This is a genomic window from Pseudomonas sp. ACM7 (assembly GCF_004136015.1).
Classification (GTDB): domain Bacteria; phylum Pseudomonadota; class Gammaproteobacteria; order Pseudomonadales; family Pseudomonadaceae; genus Aquipseudomonas; species Aquipseudomonas frigoris.
The window spans coordinates 665,434-688,302 of sequence record NZ_CP024866.1; the positions used below are offsets into that span (position 1 = coordinate 665,434).

Here is a 22,869-nt window from a genome sequence, read left to right on the forward strand (position 1 = left end):
AAGCCCGCTCCCACAGGGGGTTATGCGATAGCTGGCCGGCGTTCCAACAGGTCTTCAAGCTCATCGAGCAGTTCATCACCGCGCAGCAACTCGTAATGCCCACCCGCCAACAAGCGATCAACGCCATGGCTACCGACCTGGGCCTCGAACACCCGACGTTCGTCGTCGCGCTCGGCCACCCACCAGCGATGCGCCGTGACCTGGATCGCCGGCAGTTGCCGATGCGCCAGCGCCAGTTGCTTGAGGCGTGAGCCGGTGGCGAAGATCTGCGTGAGTTCCCCAGCCCCCAACGCCGCTTGCTCATTGGAACCGTGCATGGCCGCCTCGATCACCGCCGTGGAACCTTCGCGCTCATTCAAGTCAGCGGCTTTCAGCGCAATCAGCGCCTGAGCCTCATCGGCCGGCAGACCGAGCACAAATTTCAGGAAGTCGCCCAAATCCTCGCGCCAGTCCCCCGCTTCTGCGGTGCCCGCCACGTAGCTGTCGACCAGTCCGGCAAACGCGACCGTCTCACCCTGAGTTTCCAGTTCGTGAGCAACCAGTTGCGTCAACGCCCCGCCCAACGACCAACCCAGCAAGTAATACGGCCCCTTGGCCTGCTGACTGCGAATCCGTTGCGCATAGGCCTGCGCCATCGCCAGCAGTGATTCGTCCTGCCAGTGCGGGTCGAGCAGCATGCGGCATTGCACGCCGTAGACCGTGCGCCGTCCTTCCAGTCGACGGGCCAGCGGTTCGTAGTCGAACACCGTGCCGAAACCGGCGTGCAGGCAGAACAGCGCCGGCACGTTCGGGATCCGCGCATTCAGCGCCAGCAACGGGTCCGGCGCAGACGCCGGCTCGGCCGCCTGATAGCCGCTAAGTTCGGCGATGCACGGCTTCTGCATCAGATCCCGCAGCTTCAATTCAAAGCCCAGTTGCGGCTGGCTGCGCACCCGCGAGATCACTTTGAGCACCTGCAACGAGTCGCCGCCCAGTTCAAAGAAGTTGTCGTCGATGCCCACTTGCGGCACGCCCAGCACCTCTTGCCAGATCGCGGTCAGCGCCATTTCCAGATCGTTGCGCGGCGCGCGATAACCGCCGAGAGCCCATTCAGGCGTAGGCAATGCGCGACGGTCGAGCTTGCCATTGGCCGACAGCGGGAAGCGCTCCAGCACCATGATCCGCGCCGGCACCATGTAGTCCGGCAGTTGCGCTTGCAGTTCAGACTTCAAGCGGCGATCAAGTCCAACAGCACCGGCAGCGACCACATAACCCACCAATTGCTTGCCGGTCGGCGTGTCGTGCACCACCACGGCGGCATCCTGCACCCCGGCGCAGTTGCGCAGGCGGGCTTCGATTTCGCCCAGTTCGATACGGAAACCACGGATTTTCACTTGCTGGTCGAGTCGCCCCAGGTAGTCGATCAACCCGCACTCGCGCTGGCGCACCAGGTCGCCGGTGCGGTACATGCGGCCACCGGCCTCGAACGGGTCAGGGATGAAACGCTCGGCGCTCATGCCGGGACGCTGGTGGTAACCGCGCGCCAGGCATTCACCGCCCAGGTACAACTCGCCGCTGACACCGACCGGCAACGGATTGAGGTCGGCATCCAGCACGTACAAGCCACGCCCGGCCACACCACGACCAATCGGCGCATACGCCGCGTCGCAGGTTTCGCTGACTTCGGCACGCCACAGCAGCGGCGTGACCACGGTTTCGGTCGGGCCGTAACCGTTGACCAGACGCTGCGGACGCAAGGCGCGTTTGACCTGCTCGAAACTGGCCTCCGGCACCGCATCACCGCCAAAGCAATACACCTCGACCGCCGGTGGATTGCCCAAACGTTCAGCCACCTCGGCCATCTGTTGCAGGTACGCCGGCGGGAAGCAGGCCACGGTGACGCCGTGACGATGCAACACTTCCAGGGTTTGTTCCGGCGTCCACAAACTGTCATCGCGGATTACCAGACTGCCGCCGGCCAACAGCACGCTCAGCCAACGCTCCTGAGCTCCGTCGAAAGCGAACGACATGAAATGCAACTCACGGCTGCGCGGCGCCAGTTCGTAGAGCTCGACGATGCCGCGGCAATGCCGGGCAATCGGTCCGCGCGCCACGGCCACGCCCTTCGGTTGGCCGGTGGAACCGGAGGTGTAAATCAGGTACGCCAGGTGCCCCGGCAGCGGATTGGCAACCGGACACTCGGTGTTGCCAGCAACGGCCAACTGATCGAGCAACAGACGTGGCGGGCTGTCGGCCAGGGTCAGTCGTTCGCCCAGATCACTGTTGCAAAGCAACAGACTGGCGGCCGAATCGTTGAGCATGTAGGCCAATCGCTCAACCGGGTACGCGAGGTCCAGTGGCAGATAAGCCGCCCCTGCTTTCAGCACCGCAAGGAACGCGACAATCGTGCGTTCGGAACGCGGCAGCGCCACAGCTACTAGTGTTTCCGGCCCGATGCCGCGACCGATCAGTTGCAGCGCCAACCCATTGGCCTGCGCCTCAAGCTGTGCATAACTGACTTCCCGATCCTCGCAGATCAAGGCGATTGTCTGCGGCTGCGCTTTTACGTGTTGATTGAACGCGTGCAGCAAATCGGCGTTGTCGTCGGACACCTGCGGCGGACTCAAACGCGCCTCAGGCAAGCCAATGTTGCCAAGCAGGCGCGTGGCATCTTCCGGCAACGCACGCAGCAACCCTTCAAGCTGCGCACGAATACGCTCCACTTCCACGTCACTGAAGCGATCGCGCAGGAACAGGTATTCGACTTCCAGGCCTTCTTCGTTGGCGCTGACCATCAAGTCCATCGGGAAGTTGGTCACCCCGCCGCTGCCGACTTCGGCAAAGCGCAGATCACCTTCCTCACCTCCTTTCAAGGCGCGGTCCACCGGATGGTTTTCGAACACGATGATGCTGTCGAACAAGCCCTGACCACCCTGCCCGGCCCAGCGCTGGATGTCCGACAACGGCGTGTGCTCGTAGTCGCGGACCATCAGGTTGTAATCCTGCAAGTCGCGCAGCCACTCACCCAGCGGTTGCTGCGGATCGAGGGTCTGAATCACCGGCAAGGTGTTGATGAACAGGCCGAGCATGTCCTGCGCGCCGGCCAACCCGGTCGGACGCCCCGCCACCGTGGCGCCGAACGCGACGCTGCGTTGGCCGCTGTGGCGCTGCAACAGCAACAACCACGCGCCTTGCACCAGCGTGTTCAACGTCACGCGCTGACGCTTGGCGAAGCTGTGCAGTTTGCGCGTCGCCTCGGCGTCGAGGTTGCTGTACATCACGCCGTGGCCGGAACCTGTCGCACCGGAAGCCTTGGCCAGAATGGTCGGTTCTTCGAGCAACGCCAGGCGCTCGCGCCAGAACCCTTGCGCCTGCGCACCGTCCTGACGTTGCAGCCAGGCGATGTAGTCGGCGTAACGACCGGTCAGGGTCGGCAGGCTGTCGTTGTGGTACAGGCGCAACATGTCGCCCAACAGGCGCGAGGCACTCCAGCCGTCCAGCAACAGGTGATGGTAGATCCAGATCATCTGGTAACGGTCGTCTCCCAAGCGAACCAGGATGAAACGCATCAATGGCGGGCAGCTCAGGTCGAAGCCTTTGGCTTGTTCCGCTGCGGCCAGTTCACTCAGCGCCTGCTCAGTATCGGTACGCTCGCGCCAGTCGAGTTCATGGATCGGCAACTCGACGTCAGCGAACACCGCTTGCAGCGGATCGGCCAACCCATCGCGCCAACGGAACGCCGCGCGCAGCACTTCATGACGCTCGACCAGCGTTTGCCACGCCGCGCGGAAACGCGGCACCTGCAAACCGTCCACCGCTACGCTCAACTGGTTGACGTAGGGGTTCAGTTCCGGCGAATCGAGACAGTGGAACAGCATGCCTTGCTGCATCGGCGACAGCGGATAGAGATCTTGCAGCCCTTCACGGGCGGCGATGTCGATGTGCGGCACCAGCGCAAAAGCAGGGACATTCGGCGCTTCAACCAACGCCGCTTCACGACTGGTCGCCACCGCAGCGAGTGCACGAATGGTTTGCTGTTCGAACAGTTGCTTCGGACTGAACACCAGCCCGCGCTGCCCGGCACGACTCACCGCTTGCAGCGAGATGATCGAGTCACCGCCGAGCTCGAAGAAGTTCTCGGTAACACCCACCGACTCCAGCCCCAACAGCTCTTGCCAGATCGCCACCAGCAACGCTTCGGCTGGCGACGCAGCGGCCACCTGATCGTGGTTCTGCCGAGTGGCTTCAGGCGCTGGCAGGCCCTGGCGATCAAGCTTGCCGTTCGGCGTCAGCGGCAACGCGGCCAGGCACATCAAATGCGCCGGCAGCATGTGCGCCGGCAGACGGCTGCGCAGGTGCAACGTCAGCGCTTCACGCAAATCATGCTCATCGGCGAGCGGATCGCGGGGCACCATGTAGCCAACCAACTGGCGGCTCACCGGGCCTTCGCGATCGATCACGAACGCTTCACGCACGCCTTCGTGTTCCAGCAGGCAGGCTTCGATTTCGCCGAGTTCAATACGGAACCCGCGAATCTTCACTTGCTGGTCGATACGACCGAGGTATTCAACAACGCCGTCGGCACGGAACCGCGCGAGGTCGCCACTTCGATACAAACGCGCACCTGGCACGAACGGATCCGGCACGAAGCGTTCAGCGGTCAGGTCCGGACGTTGATGGTAACCCCGCGCGACGCCCTCGCCGCCCAGGTACAACTCACCCGCCACGCCAACCGGCAACGGCTGCAAGCCGCCGTCCAGAATATAGGCGCTGCGGTTGCCGACTGGCCGGCCAATGGGCATGAACGCCGAGTCGAATTCGGTATCCGGATACGCCAACCAGATCAGCGGCGTGATCACCGTTTCGGTCGGGCCGTAGCCGTTGATCAGGCGCTTGGGTTGCAGCACCTGCTGGACCTCGTCGAACGCATGTTTGGCCATGCCTTCACCGCACGGGGTGTAGGAACGGATCGGCAGATCACGCCCCGCTTCGCCCATGAAATCGGCGATCTGCGACAGATAGGTCGGGGTGAAGCAGGCGATGGTGATGCCGTGTTTTTCAATCTCGGCGCACGTGCGCTCCACGCTCCACAATTCGTCGTCGCGGGGCATCACCGCCGAACCGAACACCAGCGGCGTCAGCCAGCGCTCGTGAGCGCCGTCGAAGCTGATCGAAGCAAATTGCAGCTCGCGATCGTCCGGGGTCATGCCGTACAACTCGCCGATCGACAGGCAATGCATGGCCAGCGGACCATGGGCCACGCTGACGCCTTTCGGCCGCCCGGTGGAGCCCGAGGTGTAAATCAGGTACGCGAGGTTTTCGCCGCAGGTCAGGTTGACCGGGTTGGTTTCAGCCATCGAGTCCAGCGGCTCACGGTCGACTTCCAGCACCGACAGGCCTTCCGGCAAGGGCAGTTTTTCCCGCAGCCAAGATTGACTGATCAGCAGCGAAATGCCGCTGTCTTCCATCAAATAGCGCAGGCGTTCGGCCGGGTACGTCGGGTCCAGCGGCACGTAGGCGCCGCCCGCCTTGAGGATCGCCAGCAGACCAATGATCATCTCCGGCGAACGCTGCATCGCCAGGCCAACCCGCACTTCCGGGCCGATGCCCAGTGCGCGCAAGCGATGGGCCAATTGGTTGGCGCGACGGTTGAGTTGGTCGAAGCTCAATTCCAGATCGTTGAAGATCAGCGCCGTGGCGTCCGGTCGAACAACGGCCTGGGCCTCGATCAACTGATGCACGCAGAGCGGGTTTTCCGTCGCGGTGAACGGCGGGTTCCACTCCACTAACTGTTGCGCACGTTCCGGCGCGGTCAGCAGGTCCAGTTCACTCAATGCAGTGTCTGGCGCAGCGACCATCGCCGCCAGCAACGCGGCCAGATGCTCGCTCATGCGGGCAATCGCCTCGCCGCTGAAGTGGGCGCACTGGTAGCTCCAGTTCAGGCTGAGCTGGCTTTCGGCAGTGGCCGCCAGGGTCAGCGGGAAGTTGGTGCGTTCGTGGTTCTGCGGGATCGAGAAGCTCAAACCGGCTGGCGCGCCCTGTTGCAAGGCCTCGGCCACCGGGAAGTTTTCGAACACCAGCAGGCTGTCGAACAGCGGCTCGCCGGCACGTCCGGCCCAGCGCTGAATGTCACCCAATGCGGTGAATTCATGCTCACGCAGTTCCAGATTCTGCGCCTGCAAACGGGTTAGCCATTGACCGACGCTTTCAACCGCGTCCGGCGAGCTGATCACCGGCAAGGTGTTGATGAACAGGCCGAGTTGACTTTCAGCACCCGGCAAGTCCACCGGACGCCCGGCAACGGTCGCGCCAAACGCGACGCTGCGTTGACCGCTGTAGCGTTGCAACAGCAGCGCCCAGGCGCCTTGGACCAAGGTGTTGAGCGTCACTTTTTGCTGACGGGCAAACTCGCTGAAACGCTTGCTCGTGGCGACATCGAAGGTCTGGCGGTGGTCGGCGAACTCTGCCGTCGACAGGTTTTTACTATCGCCGTGGGCCAGGCTCTGCGCCAACAGGGTCGGGTTGTCGAGGGTCGACAATTGCTCGCGCCAGAACAACTCGTCGGCTTGCGCATCCTGACGCTGCAACCAGCCAATGTAATCGGCAAAACGCCCAATCGGCGCCTGCACGTCCTGCCCGGCATAACGCTGCAAGACTTCGCTCAACAACAGCGAGTTACTCCAGCCATCGAGCAACAAGTGATGGTGGGTGTAGATCAGTTGCTGACGCTCATCGTCGAGTCGTACCAGGGTCAAACGCATCAACGGCGCGCGAGTCGAATCGAGCTGCAAGCGTTCGCTGTCGATCAGTTGAACCAACGCTTCGGCCTGATCGCTGCGGCTGCGCCAGTCGAGGCAAGTCAGCGGCAATTGCAGGTGACGATGCACCAACTGCACCGGCGCTTCAAAACCGTCAGGGAAGTGGAAGCTGCTGCGCAGGATTGGATGCGTATCGAGCACCGCCTGCCAGGCGCGACCCAGTCGATCGGCATCCAGGCCACAGGCTTCGACGCTGAGCTGGTTCACGTAGGCGCCGGAATCGGATTCGTACAAGCTGTGGAACAGCAAACCGGCCTGCATCGGCGACAGCGGATACAGGTCCTCGATTTGCGCCGGAGGCACTGACAGACCATCGAGTTGCGCTTGAGTCAGACGCGCCAACGGGAAGTCCGCCGGGGTCACGCCGCCCGCGCCATCGCTCAGGCAATGGGCGATCAACGCCAGCAACTCACCGCGGAAATCCGCCGCCAGCGCTTCGATCTCGCGCAGGTCGAAGCATTCGCGGCTGAAGGTCCAGTCGAGTTTCAGTTCACCGCCATAGACCTGACCGTCCACCGATAGCCAGTTCGGCAACGGTGCGTCCGCCGATTGCGCGGCACCGCTGGATTCGCGAGCCGGGGTGAACAGTGCGTCGTCGGCAAAGCTCTGGTCGAACTGGCCGAGGTAGTTGAAGGTCACGCGTGCTTGCGGCAACGCTGCCAGCGTCGCTTGGGTCGCGGCATCGCCCATGTAGCGCAACAGGCCGTAGCCCATGCCTTTGCCGGGGATTTCGCGCAGTTGCTGCTTGATCGCCTTGATCGAACCCGAGAGGTCGGCGGTCGGCGTCAGGCGTACCGGGAACAGGCTGGAGAACCAGCCGACGGTGCGGGTCAGGTCGATGTCGTCGAACAGCTCTTCGCGGCCATGGCCTTCGAGTTGAATCAGCGCCGATGCGTGGCCGGTCCAGCGGCTGAGGGTACGGGCCAGTGCGGTCAGCAGCAGGTCGTTGACTTGCGTGCGATAGATCGCCGGGGCCTGTTGCAGCAACTGGCGAGTCTGCTCGCGGTCAAGACCGATGCTCACACCTTGGCGCAGATGCCCGGCCTGACTGGCTTGAGCGTTGGCGGCTGGCAGCGAATCATTGGCGACGCTCAGTTGCGCCTGCCACCAGTTCAGTTCGCCAGCGGCGGTTTCGGAACGGGCATAGGCGTCAAGCTTGTCGGCCCAGGCCTGGAAAGCGCTGGTCTTCGGTGGCAATTCTTGCCCTCGGTAAGCGGCCTGCAAATCTTCCAGCAACACCCGCCAGGACACACCGTCCACCGCTAGGTGGTGGATCACCAACAGCAACCGCTGCGAGCCATCCGCCTGGGCGATCAAAGCCACGCGCAGCAGCGGACCGTCTTGCAGACTGAGGCTGCGCTGGGCTTCATCGCAAACCGATTCCAGCGAGGCATCGCTGGCTACGCGAGCGGTCCAGAGCATGTCGATGACGTCGGCGCTGTCGGCCCCGACATAACGCGCCGACCATTGGCCGTCGACCTGACTGAAGCGCAAACGCAGCGCGTCGTGTTGCTTGAGAAGACGTTGCAGCGCGGCTTGCAGGCGCGGCAATTCGAGGGTTTCGCGTGGAGTCAGCAGCACGGCCTGGTTCCAGTGCGCACGCTGCGGAATCGGCTCGTCGAAGAACCAACGCTGGATCGGCGTGAGTATTTGCACACCGTCCACCGGCCCTTGTTGCGCCAACGGTGCCGCCTGTTCTTTCACTACCGCAGCCAGCGCTTGCAAGGTCTGCTGCTGGAACAGGTCGCGCGGTTGCAGGCTCAGGCCGGCACGACGGGCACGGCTGACCACTTGAATCGAAATGATCGAGTCGCCGCCCAGCTCAAAGAAGTTGTCCTGACGCCCGACCTGCTCCACGCCCAACACGTCCTGCCAGATCTGCGCCAGCAGCTGTTCGTGTTCGCTGCGTGGCGCTTCGAACGCGCGCTGGCTGACCTGTGCGATCGGCGCGGGCAGGCGTTTGCGGTCGAGTTTGCCGTTAGGGCTCAGCGGCATCTGCTCGATCAGCACGGTCTGCGCCGGCACCATGTAATCCGGCAGGCTGGCGAGCAAATGGCTTTTCAGGGTTTCGCGCCACACACCTTGTTGCTCGGCATCGACGTCCAGCAGTGCGCGATTTTGCGGCACCAGGTACGCGACCAATTGCTTACCGCTCGGGCCATCGAGGGCCAGCACCACGGCTTCCTGCACGTCGGCATGTTCTTGCAGGCGCGCTTCGATTTCCCCCAGTTCGATGCGCAAACCGCGAATCTTCACTTGATGGTCAATACGCCCGCAGTAGTCGATGGCGCCATCAGCGCGATAACGCGCCAGATCACCGGTGCGGTACAGGCGCTCGCCACTGCCGAACGGGTCGACCACGAAACGCTCGGCGGTCAGCGCGCCACGGCGGTGATAACCGCGAGCCAGACCGACACCGCCCAGGTACAACTCGCCCAGCGCGCCCAGCGGCAACGGTTGCAGTTCGCTGTCGAGGATGCAGGTGCGCAGGTTGGCGATCGGGCGGCCGATCGGCACGCTGTCGCGGCCCTCTTCCACGCAGGTCCAGTGGGTCACGTCGATGGCCGCTTCGGTCGGGCCATACAGGTTGTAGAGATTGGCTTGCGGCAGGCTGCGCAAGGTCTGGCGTTGCAGCTCCATCGGCAGCGCTTCGCCGCTGCAGATGATCCGTTGCAGCGAGGTGCAGGCCAGCGCTTCGTCGGCACCGATGAATGCGGAGAGCATCGACGGCACGAAGTGCAGCGTGGTGATCGCCTGTTCGACGATCAACGCAGCAAGGCGTTGCGGATCGCGGTGCTCGCCGGGGGCGGCGATGACCAGCGTTGCGCCCTTCATCAGCGGCCAGAAAAACTCCCACACCGACACGTCGAAACTGAACGGCGTTTTTTGCAGCACGCGGTCAGTCGGCAGCAGGTTGTAGGCTTCCTGCATCCACTCCAGACGGTTATGCAGCGCCACATGGCGGTTGCCCGCACCCTTGGGTTTGCCGGTGGAACCGGAGGTGTAAATCACATAGGCGAGGTTTTCTGCGACAGCAAGGTTGGGCAGATCGGAACCTGGCAAGTCGCTCAGCCAATCGGCGTCGGCGTGCAGGCACAAGGTGCGCACGTTGTCCGGGGTCGGCAGTTGCGCCAGCAGATGTTCCTGAGTCAGCAACAGCGAAATGCCGCTGTCTTCGATCATGTAGCTCAGGCGATCAATCGGGTATTCCGGGTCCAGCGGCACATAGGCGCCTCCGGCCTTGAGAATCGCCAGCAGGCCGACGACCATTTCAAACGAGCGGTCGCAGGCAATTCCCACCAGCACTTCAGGGCCAACACCCTGGGCGCGCAAGTGATGGGCCAGACGATTCGCACGCAGGTTCAGCTCGGCGTAACTCAGGCTGTGGCCCTGGAACACCAGCGCTGTCGCCTCCCCGTTTTCTGCCACGCGCGCTTCGAAATGCCGCTGCACGCAGACCTCACCCGGATAAGCCTGAGCGGTGTCGTTCAGGTCATCGAGGATGCGCAGACGCTCGTCGGCGTCCAGCAATGGCAACTCGGCGAGCGGACATTGCGGACTCGCTAGCACGCCGGCTAGCAGGTTGCGCCAGTGGCGGGCCAGATGCTCGATGCGCTCGGCGTCGAACAGATCGGTGGCATACGTCAGGCTGGCGAACAGCTTGTCGCCCTCTTCCTGAGTGTCCAGTTGCAGGTCGAATTGCGTGGTGTGCGCCGTGGCGTTCAGCGCTTCGACGCGCAACCCTGCGAGCAAACCGCTGACCGCCGCCGGTTTGGCTTGCTGGTGGTTGAACATCACCTGGAACAATGGGCTGTGGCTGAGGCTGCGCTCACTTTGCAGCGCCTGCACCAGACGCTCGAACGGCAAGTCCTGATAATCCTGGGCATCCAGCGAAGCAGCGCGGGTCTGGTCGAGCAATTGGCTGAATGGCAGACGTCCGTCCAGTTCAGCACGCATCACTTGGGTGTTGACGAAGAAACCGATCAGGCCACGGGTTTCCGCGCGATTACGGTTGGCAATCGGCACGCCAACCCGCAGGTCGGACTGGCCGCTGTAGCGATAGAGCAAGGCCTGGAAGCTCGCCAGCAACAGCATGAACGGCGTGACGCCGCGCTGTTTGGCCAGGGTCATCAGACCGCTGGCCAAGGTCGCATCGAAGGCGAAATCCAGACGCGCACCGCGCTGACTCGGTTGCGCCGGACGCGGACGGTCTGTCGGCAATTCGAGCAGCGGTTGTTCGCTGCCCAGTGTTTCACGCCACCAGTTGAGTTGACGCTCCAGTTCCCCCGCTTCCATCCAGCGGCGTTGCCACTGGGCGTAGTCGGAATACTGGATCGGCAACGCTTCCAGCGCAGCGTTTTGCCCTTGGCAGTGCGCGGCGTAGAGCCGGGAAAACTCCTCCACCAATACGCCCATCGACCAGCCGTCAGTGACGATGTGGTGCAAGGTCAGCAACAGCACATGGTCTTCGATGTCGAGCTGCAACAGGCTGACCCGCAACAGCGGGCCGTGCTGAAGATCGAACGGGCGAGCAATGTCCTGCTCGACGCTTTTCATCGCCAGATCGAGACGTTGATCCTGAGGGTTTGCACGCAGGTCGATCTGTTCGATCGGCAGCGAAGTGAACCCGGCCAGTGTCTGCACCACCTGACCGTCATCCTCTACGAAACGGCTGCGCAGGCTCTGATGTCGCTCCAGCAGCACGTCGAAACTCTGCTGCAACGCCGCTCCATTCAGCGGGCCATGCAAACGCAAGGCGGCCGGAATGTTGTACGCCGAGCTTTGCGGATCAAGCTGCCAGAGGAACCATTGGCGCTGCTGCGCATACGACAGTTCGAACGTCGCTTGCGGCTCAGCTGCGGGCGGAATCGGTAGTTGGCCAAAACTCACGCCCTGCTCTTGCATGCGTTGCAGAAACTCGCGGCGCTTGTCGGCAGGCAGGCCGGCGAAGCGGCTGGCGATACGCTGGGCAGTGGTGTGTTCCATCAGTTGATCTCCATCTCGTCGAGAAGCGACTCAAGCGCATCAAGACGTGCATCGTTGTCAGCCGGGGCGTGTTGCCCGGCCATGGCGGCATAAGCCTGAAGGTCGGTGGATTCGAACAGCGCGCGCAACGGCAGCTCGATGCCCAGTTCCAGTTCCACGCGGGCACTGGCCTGGGCGGCGAGCAGCGAGTGCCCGCCCAATTCAAAGAAGTTGTCGCGTCGGCCGATCTGCGCCACGCCCAGCACGCTGGCCCAGATATCTGCCAGTTGCCGTTCGAGGTCGCCTTCGGGGGCTTCGAACGGGCGCTGCCATTCCTGCGCGTCAGGCACCGGCAAGGCCTTGCGGTCGAGCTTGCCGTTGCCGGTCAACGGCAAGGCATCCAGCAGCAGCCAGTGGCTCGGCACCATGTAGTCCGGCAGATCCACCTTGAGCGCGGCGCGCAAGTTGTCGCGCCAGGCGATTGGATCATGCGGGGTTTGCTCGGCGACCACGTAGGCGCACAGTTGCGGACCGCCATCGCCGGTATGCACGCTCAACACGGCTTGGCGCACGCCCGGTTGCGCCAGCAGCGCGGCTTCGATTTCACCCAGTTCGATGCGGAAGCCACGGATCTTCACTTGCTGGTCAATCCGCCCGAGGTAATCGATGCTGCCGTCGGCACGCTGGCGGGCCAGGTCGCCGCTGCGATAAAGGCGTTGCGACGCATCGAATGGGCTCGGAACGAAGCGCTCGGCAGTCAGGCCGAAACGCCCGTGATAACCACGGGCCAAACCAGCGCCGGCGATGTACAACTCGCCCGCCACACCCACCGGCACCGGTTGCAATTGACTGTCGAGCAAGTACCAGCGCAGGTCGCGGATCGGCAAGCCGATCGGGCTTTTGGCCTTGCTGTCGAGGTCGGCCAGGCGGATCGCACGGTAGGTCACGTGCACCGTGGTTTCGGTGATGCCGTACATGTTGACCAGGGTTGGCTGTTGGTCGCCGAAGCGCTCGAACCATGGACGCAGGCTCGCGACTTCCAACGCTTCGCCACCGAAAATCACCTGACGCAGCGCCAGTTTTCGCTCGCTGGCGCATGCAATCGGCAACAACTGGCGGAACGCAGTCGGGGTCTGGTTCAACACCGTCACGCCTTCATCACAGAGCAAGCGATGGAACTCTTGCGGCTCGCGGCTGATGTAATACGGCACGATCACCAGACGCCCGCCAGTGCACAGCGAGCCCAACAGCTCCCACACCGAGAAGTCGAACGCGTAGGAGTGGAATAGCGTCCAGACATCGTCCGGGTCGAAGTTGAACTCGGCAGCGGTGGCCGTGAGCAGACGCCCGACGTTGCCATGACTGAGCAATGCGCCCTTCGGCCGACCGGTGGAACCGGAGGTGTAGATGACGTAGGCGAGGTTTTCCGCGGTGGCTAGCGCTGGCAAGTTGTCGTCGCTGAAGGCCTCCAGTTGCAACGACTCCAGGCTCAGCACTTGCACGCCGTCGCGGGCCGGCAAGCCATCGATCAAGTGTTGTTGGGTCAGCAGCAACGTGATGCCGCTGTCTTCGATCATGTAGCTCAAGCGCTCGGCCGGGTATTGCGGGTCGAGCGGTACATAGGCGCCACCGGCCTTGAGAATCGCCAGCAACCCGACCACCAGCGGCATCGCCCGTTCGGTGGCGATGCCAACCCGGACTTCGGGGCCGACGCCCTGTTCACGCAGTTTGCGCGCCAGCCGGTTGGCCTGAGCGTTGAGCGCGGCGTAGGTCAGTTGCTCGCCTTCGTAGACCAGTGCGATTGCGTTCGGCCGTTGTGCGGCTTGAACTTCGAACAAGTCGTGCAAGGTTGGCGACGGCGGTTGCGCCTGGAACGTCGGGTTCCAGTGCTGGATCAACGCATCGCGTTGTGTTGCTTTGAGCAATGGCAGTTCGGCGACGCGCTGTTGCGGATCTTCGACCACCGCTCGCAGCAGGTTCAGCCACTGCTCGGCGAGGCGGTTCATGGACGCCTCGTCGTACAGGTCAGTGGCGTAGGTCAGGCTGGCGTCCAGCGTTTCGCCCTGCTCCTGAGTATCCAGCACCAGATCGAATTGCGTGGTGTGTTGCTGCCAGTGCAGACGCTCGACCTGCAAGTCGGCGACGCTGCGCTCAACGCTCGCGCCCAGTTGTTGCTGGTGGTTGTAGAGCACCTGGAACAATGGGCTGTGATTGAGGCTGCGGTCGGGCTGCAAGGCGTCGACCAACTGCTCGAACGGCAAGTCCTGGTTAGCCTGCGCGCCCAATGCAATCTGTTTGACCTGTTGCAGCAAGGTGCTGAAGGACTGCTGACCATCGATCTCGGCACGCAGCACTTGAGTGTTGATGAAGAAGCCGATCAGGCCTTCGGTTTCCAGACGCGAACGCCCGGCGCTCGGCACGCCGACGCTGATGCGGGGCTGCCCGCTCTGGCGATGCAGCAAGGCCTGGAAACTCGCCAGCAACAGCATGAACAACGTCACTTGTTGCTCCTGGGCACGTTCACGCAAACCGACCAACAACTCGCGATCAACGTTCAGCACCAGGCTGGCGCCGCGCTCGGTGCGACGGGCCGAACGGGTCAGTTCACTCGGCAATTCCAGCGGTGTCTGGCTGCCAGCCAGTTGCTCGCTCCACCACGTCAGTTGGCGTGCGCCCTCGCCTGCTTCCAGCCAGTCGCGCTGCCAACGGGCGTAGTCGCTGTAGTTCACCGGCAGACTCGACAGGTTCGCAGCCTTGCCTTCGACGGCAGCCTGATACAGCGCGCTGAATTCATCGACCATGACCTGCATCGACCAGCCATCGGCAGCGATGTGGTGCACGGTGAGCACCAGCACGTGTTCGTCGGTGTTCACTTGCAGCAGCAACACGCGCCATAGCGGACCGTTGCGCAGGTCGAACGGACGGGCGATTTCTTCGGCTACGGCATTGTCGGTCGACGACTGATCGAGTGTGCGTTCATCCAGTTGCAACGCCAGATTGTCGTGCAGCACCGGACGCGCCTGTTGGCCGTCCTGTTCGAAGGTTGTGAGCAGGGTTTGGTGACGGGCCTGCAATTGCGCAAAGGCTTCGCGCAGGGCTTCGCGGTTCAGCGAGCCCTTGAGGCGTAGCGCGGCGGGAATGTTGTAGGCCGAGCTTTGTGGGTCCAGCTGCCAGAGAATCCATTGGCGCTGTTGGGCGTAAGACAGGATCTGCGGCTGACCGACCGTTGCACGTTGCAGCACCGGTTGGTCGCTGACGTTCGCCAGTGCTGCACGCTCGGCAAATTCCGCCAGATTCGCGGCGGAGAACAGGCTGCTCACCGACAGTTCTAGCTGCAATTGCTGACGCACCCGAGAGATCACCTGAAGCACCAGCAACGAGTGCCCGCCCAGTTCGAAGAAGTTGTCGTCACGTCCCACGCGTTCGACCTGCAACACGTCCTGCCAGATCAGTGCGAGTTGCGTTTCCAGCCCTTCGGCGGGGGTCACGAATTCGCGTTTCGCATCGCCCGCTTCAGCACACGGCAGGGCTTTGCGGTCGAGTTTGCCGTTGTTGTTGAGCGGCAGTTTGGCCAGCAGGATCAGGTGATTCGGCACCATGTATTCCGGCAACGACTGACGCAGAACGGCTTTGAGTCCTTCCAGATATTCGGCCTGAGAAACCATCGCGCCGCTGGCCACGACATACGCCACCAGTTGCGTGCCGTCCTGAGCGATGACCGCCGCTTCGCGCACGTCCTCACGGGCTTGCAGGCAGGCTTCGATCTCGCCCATTTCAATGCGGAAACCGCGAATCTTCACTTGATGGTCGATGCGACCGACGTATTCCAGATTCCCGTCAGCGTTGTAGCGCGCCAGATCGCCGCTGCGGTACAGCCGCACGCCCGGTTCACGGGCGAACGGGTCCGGCAGGAAGCGTTCAGCGGTCAGCGCCGGGCGGTCGAAGTAGCTCTGAGCGAGGCTGGCCGGCGCGCCGATGCACAGTTCACCGACGCCACCGTTGGGCAACAACTGACCGGCCGCGTCCAGCACATACAGCGCGCGACCGGCGATGGCTCGTCCAATCGGGATGCCAAACGCGTCGCTGGCATCTTCGAGATGGCATTCATGAATGCTGGACACCACAGTCGCCTCGGTCGGGCCGTAGGTGTTGAGCAAACGCACGTGGCTCAAACCGGCCTGATGCCACAAACGCAGACCTTCGACCGACATTGCTTCGCCGCCGACGTGAACCTGGCGCAAATCACCCAAGTTGCGCACCACACCGCTCGCACATTCCCGGGCCAGCAAATACCAGTAAGCGGCCGGCAAGTCCGCTACTGTCACGCCTTGCTGGACGATTTCGACGGCGAGGCGGCCGGCGTCCCACACATCGTCGCCGCGCATGATCAACGCCGCACCGACACACAGCGCCGGGAAGCACTGCTCGACGAAACCATCGAAACTGAAGGTCGCGAACTGCAACACACGGTCCGACGCCAACAGCACCGAATAGTCGGCGGCGGTCTGGCAGAACTCGCGCAGCGCGGCATGGGCGATGGCCACGCCTTTGGGTTGGCCGGTGGAACCGGAGGTGTAGATGATGTAGGCCAGGTCGTCGGCGAGCGCGTGGTTTTGCGGATCGCTGTCGGAGTAGCCGACGTTGTCTTCGAGGCTGAGACGTAGCACGCCTGGCACGTCTTCCAGCAGACCGGACTCGCACAGCAGCACGTCGAGGCGGCTGTCGTCGATCATGTAGGCCAGGCGTTCAGCCGGGTATTTCGGGTCCAAAGGCACATAAGCCGCGCCGGTTTTGAGCACCGCCAGCAGGCTGATGATCAGTTGCGGACCACGCTTCAGCGCCAGACCGACGCGCTTGCCGGGACCGGCGCCGTTTTCAATCAGACGATGGGCCAGACGGTTGGCCTGCGCGTTCAGTTGACCGTAGCTCAGGGATTGACCGTCGACCTGCAACGCCATCGCGTCTGGGGTAGCGGCGGCCTGAGCCGCGATTTGTTCGTGCGCCAAAAGTGCTGTGGATAACTCAACTGCCGCCGGTTGGCTGACAGAGAGCACCGTATTTTTTCCGGCCTCATCGAGTAACTCCAGCGTGCCCAATGCCGCGTCCGGCAGCGCCACCAACTGCACCAGCAGGTGCTGCAAACTGGCCGACAACTCAGCGACCTGCGCCGCACTGAACCGCGCCGCGTCATAGCTGAAGTCCAGGCTAAGGCCTTCGCCCAGTTCGATGCCCAAGGTCAGCGGATAGTGCGTGCGCTCGTGGTTGTGCAGGTTGCCGAACGACAACCCGGCCGGCGCGCCCTGTTTCAGCGCCTCGGCCACCGGGAAGTTTTCGAACACCAGCAGGCTGTCGAACAGCGCCGAACCCTGCTGCCCCGCCCAGCCCTGAATGTCGTAAAGCGGCACGTGCTCGAACTCGCGCATCGCCAGGTTCAGCCCTTGCAACTCGCCCAGCCATTGACTGACGGTTTGATCCGGCTTCATCGCGCACACCAGCGGCAGTGTGTTGATGAACAAGCCGAGCTGCTCTTCGATCCCCGGCAGCGGCGCCGAACGCCCGGCCACGGTGGCACCGAACACCACGCAATCCTGACCGGTGTAGCGTTGCAGCAACAGGCTCCAGGCCGCTTGCAGCAAGGTGTTGAGGGTGACCTTCTGCTGACGGGCGAACTCGGCCAGACGCTGGGTCGCACGGCTGTCGAGTGCGACGCGATATTCCTCGCTGCCCTCGGCGCCTACCGGTGGCCGCAACGCTTCGGCCAGCAACGTTGGCGCTTGCAGCGGCGCCAATGACGCTTTCCAGAACTGCTCGCCCGCGGCAGCCGATTGCTGCTGCAACCAGCCCAGATAATCGCGGTATTGCCCGGTCGGTGCCGGCAGCGATTGCCCGGCGGCGTAGTGCTGGATCACTTCGGCCAGCAACTGCGCGTTGCTCCAGCCGTCCATCAAAATGTGGTGGCTGGTGTAGATCAGGTGCCAGTCATTGGCGCCCGTGCGGACGAGGTTCAAGCGGAACAGCGGCGCGGTGCCCAGTGCAAAACCCTGGGCGCGTTCGGCGTCGGCCAGCGCATCGGTGTCGGTCGCTGCAAGCACTTCAAGCGGCAACGCGACGTTGCGGACAATTGCCTGATGCGCGGTGTCGAGGCCTTGCCAGTGGAAGCTGCTGCGCAGGATGTCGTGACGCTCCAGCGCGGTTTGCCAGGCTTGGGCGAATCGCTGCGGATCGAGGTCTTGAATGTCGAGGCGCAGCTGACTGATGTAGGCGCCGACTTCGGGTTCGTAGAGGGTGTGGAACAGCATGCCCTGCTGCATCGGCGACAGTGGATAAAGGTCTTCGAGGGTCGAAACAGCAACCGGCAGTGCATCGAGTTGCGCCTGACTGATGCGCGCCAACGGGAAGTCCGACGGTGTGGCTTGCGGCACTTCAACGGCACAGCAGTGATCGATCAGCGCGTTGAGTTCCAGCGCGTAATCGTCCGCCAGACGCTGAATCGTCGCGGTGTCGAACATCTCACGGCTGAAGCCCCAGCTCAGCGACAACTCGCCGCCATAGACCTGGCCTTCGACCGTCAGCCAGTTGCCCAGCGGTGCCGATGGATCCTGCGCCACGCCGTTGCCTTCGGTGGACGGCACAAACATCGCGGCATCGTCGAACTGGCGGTCGAACTGGCCCAGATAGTTGAAGGTGATGCGCGGTTGCGGCAACGCCGCCAGTTCGGCGCGAATCTCCGGTGTGCCGAGGTAGCGCAGCGCGCCATAGCCGAGGCCTTTGTCCGGCACTGCGCGCAGTTGTTCCTTGATGGTTTTGATCGACGCCGATAGATCGGCGCACGGCATCAGATTGACCGGGAACAGGCTGGTAAACCAACCGACGGTACGGGTCAGGTCGATGCCGTCGAACAGGTCTTCGCGACCATGGCCTTCAAGCTGAATCAGCGTGCTGCCCTGCCCGCTCCAGCGGCAAACCGCCCGCGCCAGGGCGGTCAGCAGCAGGTCGTTGACCTGGGTGCGATAGGCCGCCGGGGCCTGTTGCAGTAGTTTGCGGGTTTGCTCGGCGTCGAGTTTGAGTTCGAATTTGTGTTCGAAGCGGTTTTCCAGCGCACCGTTCGGGTGGTCGCATGGCAGATCGTTCGGTGCGTCGCGCAGTTGGGTTTGCCAGTGACCGAGGCTGTTTTCAAAGGCTGGAAGATGAGCTTGCAGACGGGCAACCCAAAGTTGATAGGTGCTGGTTTTCGCCATCGAAGCATGGCTGCCGCTATAGAACTGCTGAAGATCTTCCAGCAGCACGCGCCAGGACACACCGTCCACCGCCAGGTGATGAATGACCAACAGCAAACGCTCGGTACCGTCGGCCATCGAGACCAGCAGCGCGCGCATCAGCGGGCCATTTTGCAAATCGAGACTGCGCTGGGCTTCGTCGCACAGGGCGTTGAGTTCTTCGACCGATTGTGCCTGACGCTGCCACAACACCGACTCCGTGGTCGGCGCTGCGTAGGCTTGCTGCCAACCTTCAGCGGTCTGTTCGTATCGCAGACGCAAGCTGTCGTGATGGGTCAGTAATTGTTCTAAAGCGCGATCCAGCGCAGCACCGTTCAACGCCTCACGCGGCACCAGCAGCAGCGACTGGTTCCAGTGCTGACGTTCGGGGATCGCTTGCTCGAAGAACCACTGTTGCACCGGCGCCAACGCCACCGCGCCAACCGCTGGACCTTGATCGATCAACGGTTGCTCCCCGTTGCGGGCGGCCTGGGCCAGGCTGCGAATGGTCTGGTGCTGAAACAGGTCTTTGGGGCTCAACACGATCCCGGCCTGACGCGCACGGCTGACCACTTGCATGGAAACGATGGAGTCGCCGCCCAGTTCGAAGAAGTTGTCTTCAAGACCCACATTTTCGATGGCCAACACGTCCTGCCAGATCGCGGCCAGGGATTTTTCCATCTCCGTGCGCGGCGCGACGTGTTCGCGTTGTTGCTGCGAGCCGTCAATCGCCGGCAAGGCCTTGCGGTCGAGTTTGCCGTTGGGGGTCAGCGGCAGGAGTTCGAGGAACAGCAAAAACGCCGGGACCATGTAGTCCGGCAGATGCTGACGCAGTGCAGCTTTCAGGGTTTCACGCAGAGTCGTTTGAGCATCGACATCTTCCAGCAATGCCGGATCGGCCGGCACGATGTACGCGACCAGTTGCTGACCGTTGACACCGTCCTGCGCCAGCACCGCCAGTTCGCGCACAGTGTCCTGCTGCAACAACCGCGCTTCGATTTCACCGAGTTCGATACGGAAGCCACGGACCTTGACCTGATGGTCGATGCGCCCGACGTATTGCAACGTACCGTCGGCCTGATAACGGGTCAGGTCGCCGGTGCGGTACAGGCGCTCGCCATTGCTGGAAAACGGGTTTGGCACATACTTTTCGGCGGTCATGCCCGGACGCGCCAGGTAACCGCGGGTGATGCCGGCGCCTGACAGGAACAGCTCGGCGAACACGCCTTGCGGCACCGGTTGCAGATCAGCATCGAGCAAATAGCTGGCGGTGTGTTTGAGTGGCCGGCCGATGTTTGCGCGGCCACCGGCCTCGCGGCGGGTCCAGGTCGAATAGGTGGTGTCTTCCGACGGACCGTACAAATCGTAGACATGCTCGACCGTCGACTGCTGATACAGCGCGTCCACCAGGCTCTGCTTCAACGGCTCGCCGGCGAGGTTGATGATGCGCACGCTCGGCGGGATCTGCCTGTCGCGCTGCAAGGCATTGATCGCCGACGGCACGGTGTTGATCAGACGCACCTGATCCCGGGCCGGCAGCTGCGGTAATTCCAGGGCATTGCGGGCGATGATCACCGAGCCGCCACTGGCCAGGGTGACAAACAGTTCCCACACCGACAGGTCGAAACACACCGACGTCGAGGCCAGCACCCCTTGAATGTCTTCGCGGCTGTAGACCGATTTCGACCAGTCGATCAGCGCCAGCACGTTGCGATGGGCAATGGCCACGCCTTTGGGTTTGCCGGTGGAGCCGGAGGTGTAGATCACGTAGGCGAGGTTATCCGGCGTGACGCGGGTCACCGGCGCGCTGCCTGGGTAAGCGGCCCACGCTCTATCGTCCATCAGCAACACTTGGGTGTCGGCGGTGACGGTCAATGTTGCGGCGACAGCTTGCTCGGTCAGCAGCACCAGGGCGCGGCTGTCTTCGAGCATGTAGGCAACACGTTCGGCCGGGTAGTCCGGGTCCAGTGGCACGTAAGCACCACCGGCCTTGAGTACCGCGAGCAACGCGACCAACAAACTGTCGGAACGCTGCATCGCCACGCCGACCCGGACTTCCGGGCCGACACCCAATTCGATCAGCCTGTGGGCCAGGCGATTGGCCTGATTGTCGAGCTCGGCGTAAGTCAGCTGCTTCGTGGCAAAGGTCACCGCCAACGCAGTCGGGTTCGCGGCGACTTGCTGGCTGATCAGCTCATGAATGCACAAGGTCTGCGGGAAGCTTTCGTCAGCGCGATTCCAGTCATGCACGATGCGCTGGTATTCGGCGCTCTCCAGCAGCGGCAAATCACTGATGCGTTGCTGCGAATCACCGACCATGCCCTGCAGCAAATGCGTCCAGTGCTGCGCCATGCGCGCGATGGTCGCGGCGTCGAACAGGTCGTTGGCGTAGGTCAGCGCGGCGTGCAGCTTGCCGCGCTTTTCATTGGTGTTGAGGTCATAAGTATCGAGGGTCAGATCAAACTGGGTGGTGCGCCCTTCCCACTCGATCACGCCCAGCGCCAGACCGGACGCGGTGCTGACCGTGGAAATGTCCGCGACTTGCGGCTGGTGGTTGTACATCACCTGGAACAGCGGCGTGTGGCTGAGGCTGCGCTCCAGTTTCAGCGCCTCGACCAGGCGCTCGAACGGCAAATCCTGATGGGCCTGGGCACCGAGGGCGGTTTCCTTGATGGCGCGCAGCAGGTCGTCGACGCGGGTCTGGCCGTCGAGCTGGGTGCGCAGCACCTGGGTGTTGACGAAGAAGCCGATCAGGCCTTCGATCTCGGCGCGGTTGCGGTTGGCGATCGGCACGCCGACGCGAATGTCGATCTGCCCGGTGTAACGGTGCAGCAGCGCGTTGAAGGCGCCGAGCAACAGCATGAACAGGGTGATGTTGTGTTTCTGCGCCGTGGCCCGCAGTTGTTCGGCCAACTGACCGTCGACGGCGAACTCGTAACGGGTGCCGCGATAGCTCGGCATCGCCGGGCGCGGATGATCGGCAGGCAGTTCCAGCACCGGGTGCTCGTCGCCCAGTTGCGTCTGCCAGTAGTCGAGTTGACGCGCCTGCTCGCCGGCCTCCAGCCATCGGCGTTGCCACAACGCGTAGTCGCTGTACTGGATCGGCAATGGCGCGAGTTGCGGTTGTGCGCCCGCTTCAAAGGCGTCGTAGCAGCGGATGAACTCGTCGATCAGCACGTTCATCGACCAGCCATCGGAAACGATGTGGTGCAAGGTCAGCAAGAGGACGTGTTCCTGCTCGGCGAGTTTGAGCAAGGTGACGCGCAGCAATGGGCCGGTTACCAGATCAAACGGCAGCACCGATTGCTGCTCGGCCGCTTGGGCGACTGCTTGCTCGCGTTCAATGACCGGCAACGCGCTGAAATCCACCTGATCGATGATCAGCGGCGCGCTGGCCGGTACTTGCAGCAACGTGTCGTCGGCCTGGCGCTGGAACACGGTGCGCAGGGTTTCGTGACGTTCAACGAGGCTGGCGAACGCTTGCTCCAGCGCTGACAGGTTCAAACGTCCGGTCAGACGCACCGCGCCCGGCAGGTTGTATGCGCCGCTGTGCGGGTCCAGCTGCCAGAGAAACCACATGCGCTGCTGGGCGTACGACAACGCCTGGCGATCGTCGGCTTCGACGCCGGCAGGAATGGGAAACCGGGCGAAATCAACGCCTTCCTTTTGCAAGGCCGCAAGGAACATCTGGCGCTTTTCCAGGGGCAACCCGATAAACCGGCGAGCAAGTTTCAAGGAGTCTTCAGCATTCATTTCTTAGCATCCGGATCAGTGGCGGGAAGCACAAAGGCACGTCGTCCCTATAAAACGAATGCAGACCGGAAAAATTAGCGAATGAGAACAAGTATCAG

General features: G+C 62.9%; 2 protein-coding genes. Both read right to left on the bottom strand.

Translation table 11 applies throughout. The annotated features are described in order from the left end of the window. Positions 1 to 20 precede the first annotated feature (20 nt). On the bottom strand, positions 21 to 11,783 hold the full coding sequence (locus CUN63_RS03310; RefSeq protein ID WP_129437170.1) for a non-ribosomal peptide synthase/polyketide synthase: 11,763 nt from the start codon (positions 11,781 to 11,783) through the stop codon (positions 21 to 23). After that, positions 11,783 to 22,771, bottom strand: coding sequence for a non-ribosomal peptide synthetase (locus CUN63_RS03315; protein ID WP_129437172.1), 10,989 nt, complete (start codon positions 22,769 to 22,771; stop codon positions 11,783 to 11,785). The genes CUN63_RS03310 and CUN63_RS03315 overlap by 1 nt, the downstream gene beginning before the upstream one ends. Between the last annotated feature and the right edge of the window lie 98 nt (positions 22,772 to 22,869).

What these genes read in the sequence shown, in the direction of transcription:
- CUN63_RS03310 (WP_129437170.1), bottom strand. Translation starts at nt 11,783, where the DNA reads ATGGAACACACCACTGCCCAGCGTATCGCCAGCCGCTTCGCCGGCCTG.
- CUN63_RS03315 (WP_129437172.1), bottom strand. Translation starts at nt 22,771, where the DNA reads ATGAATGCTGAAGACTCCTTGAAACTTGCTCGCCGGTTTATCGGGTTG.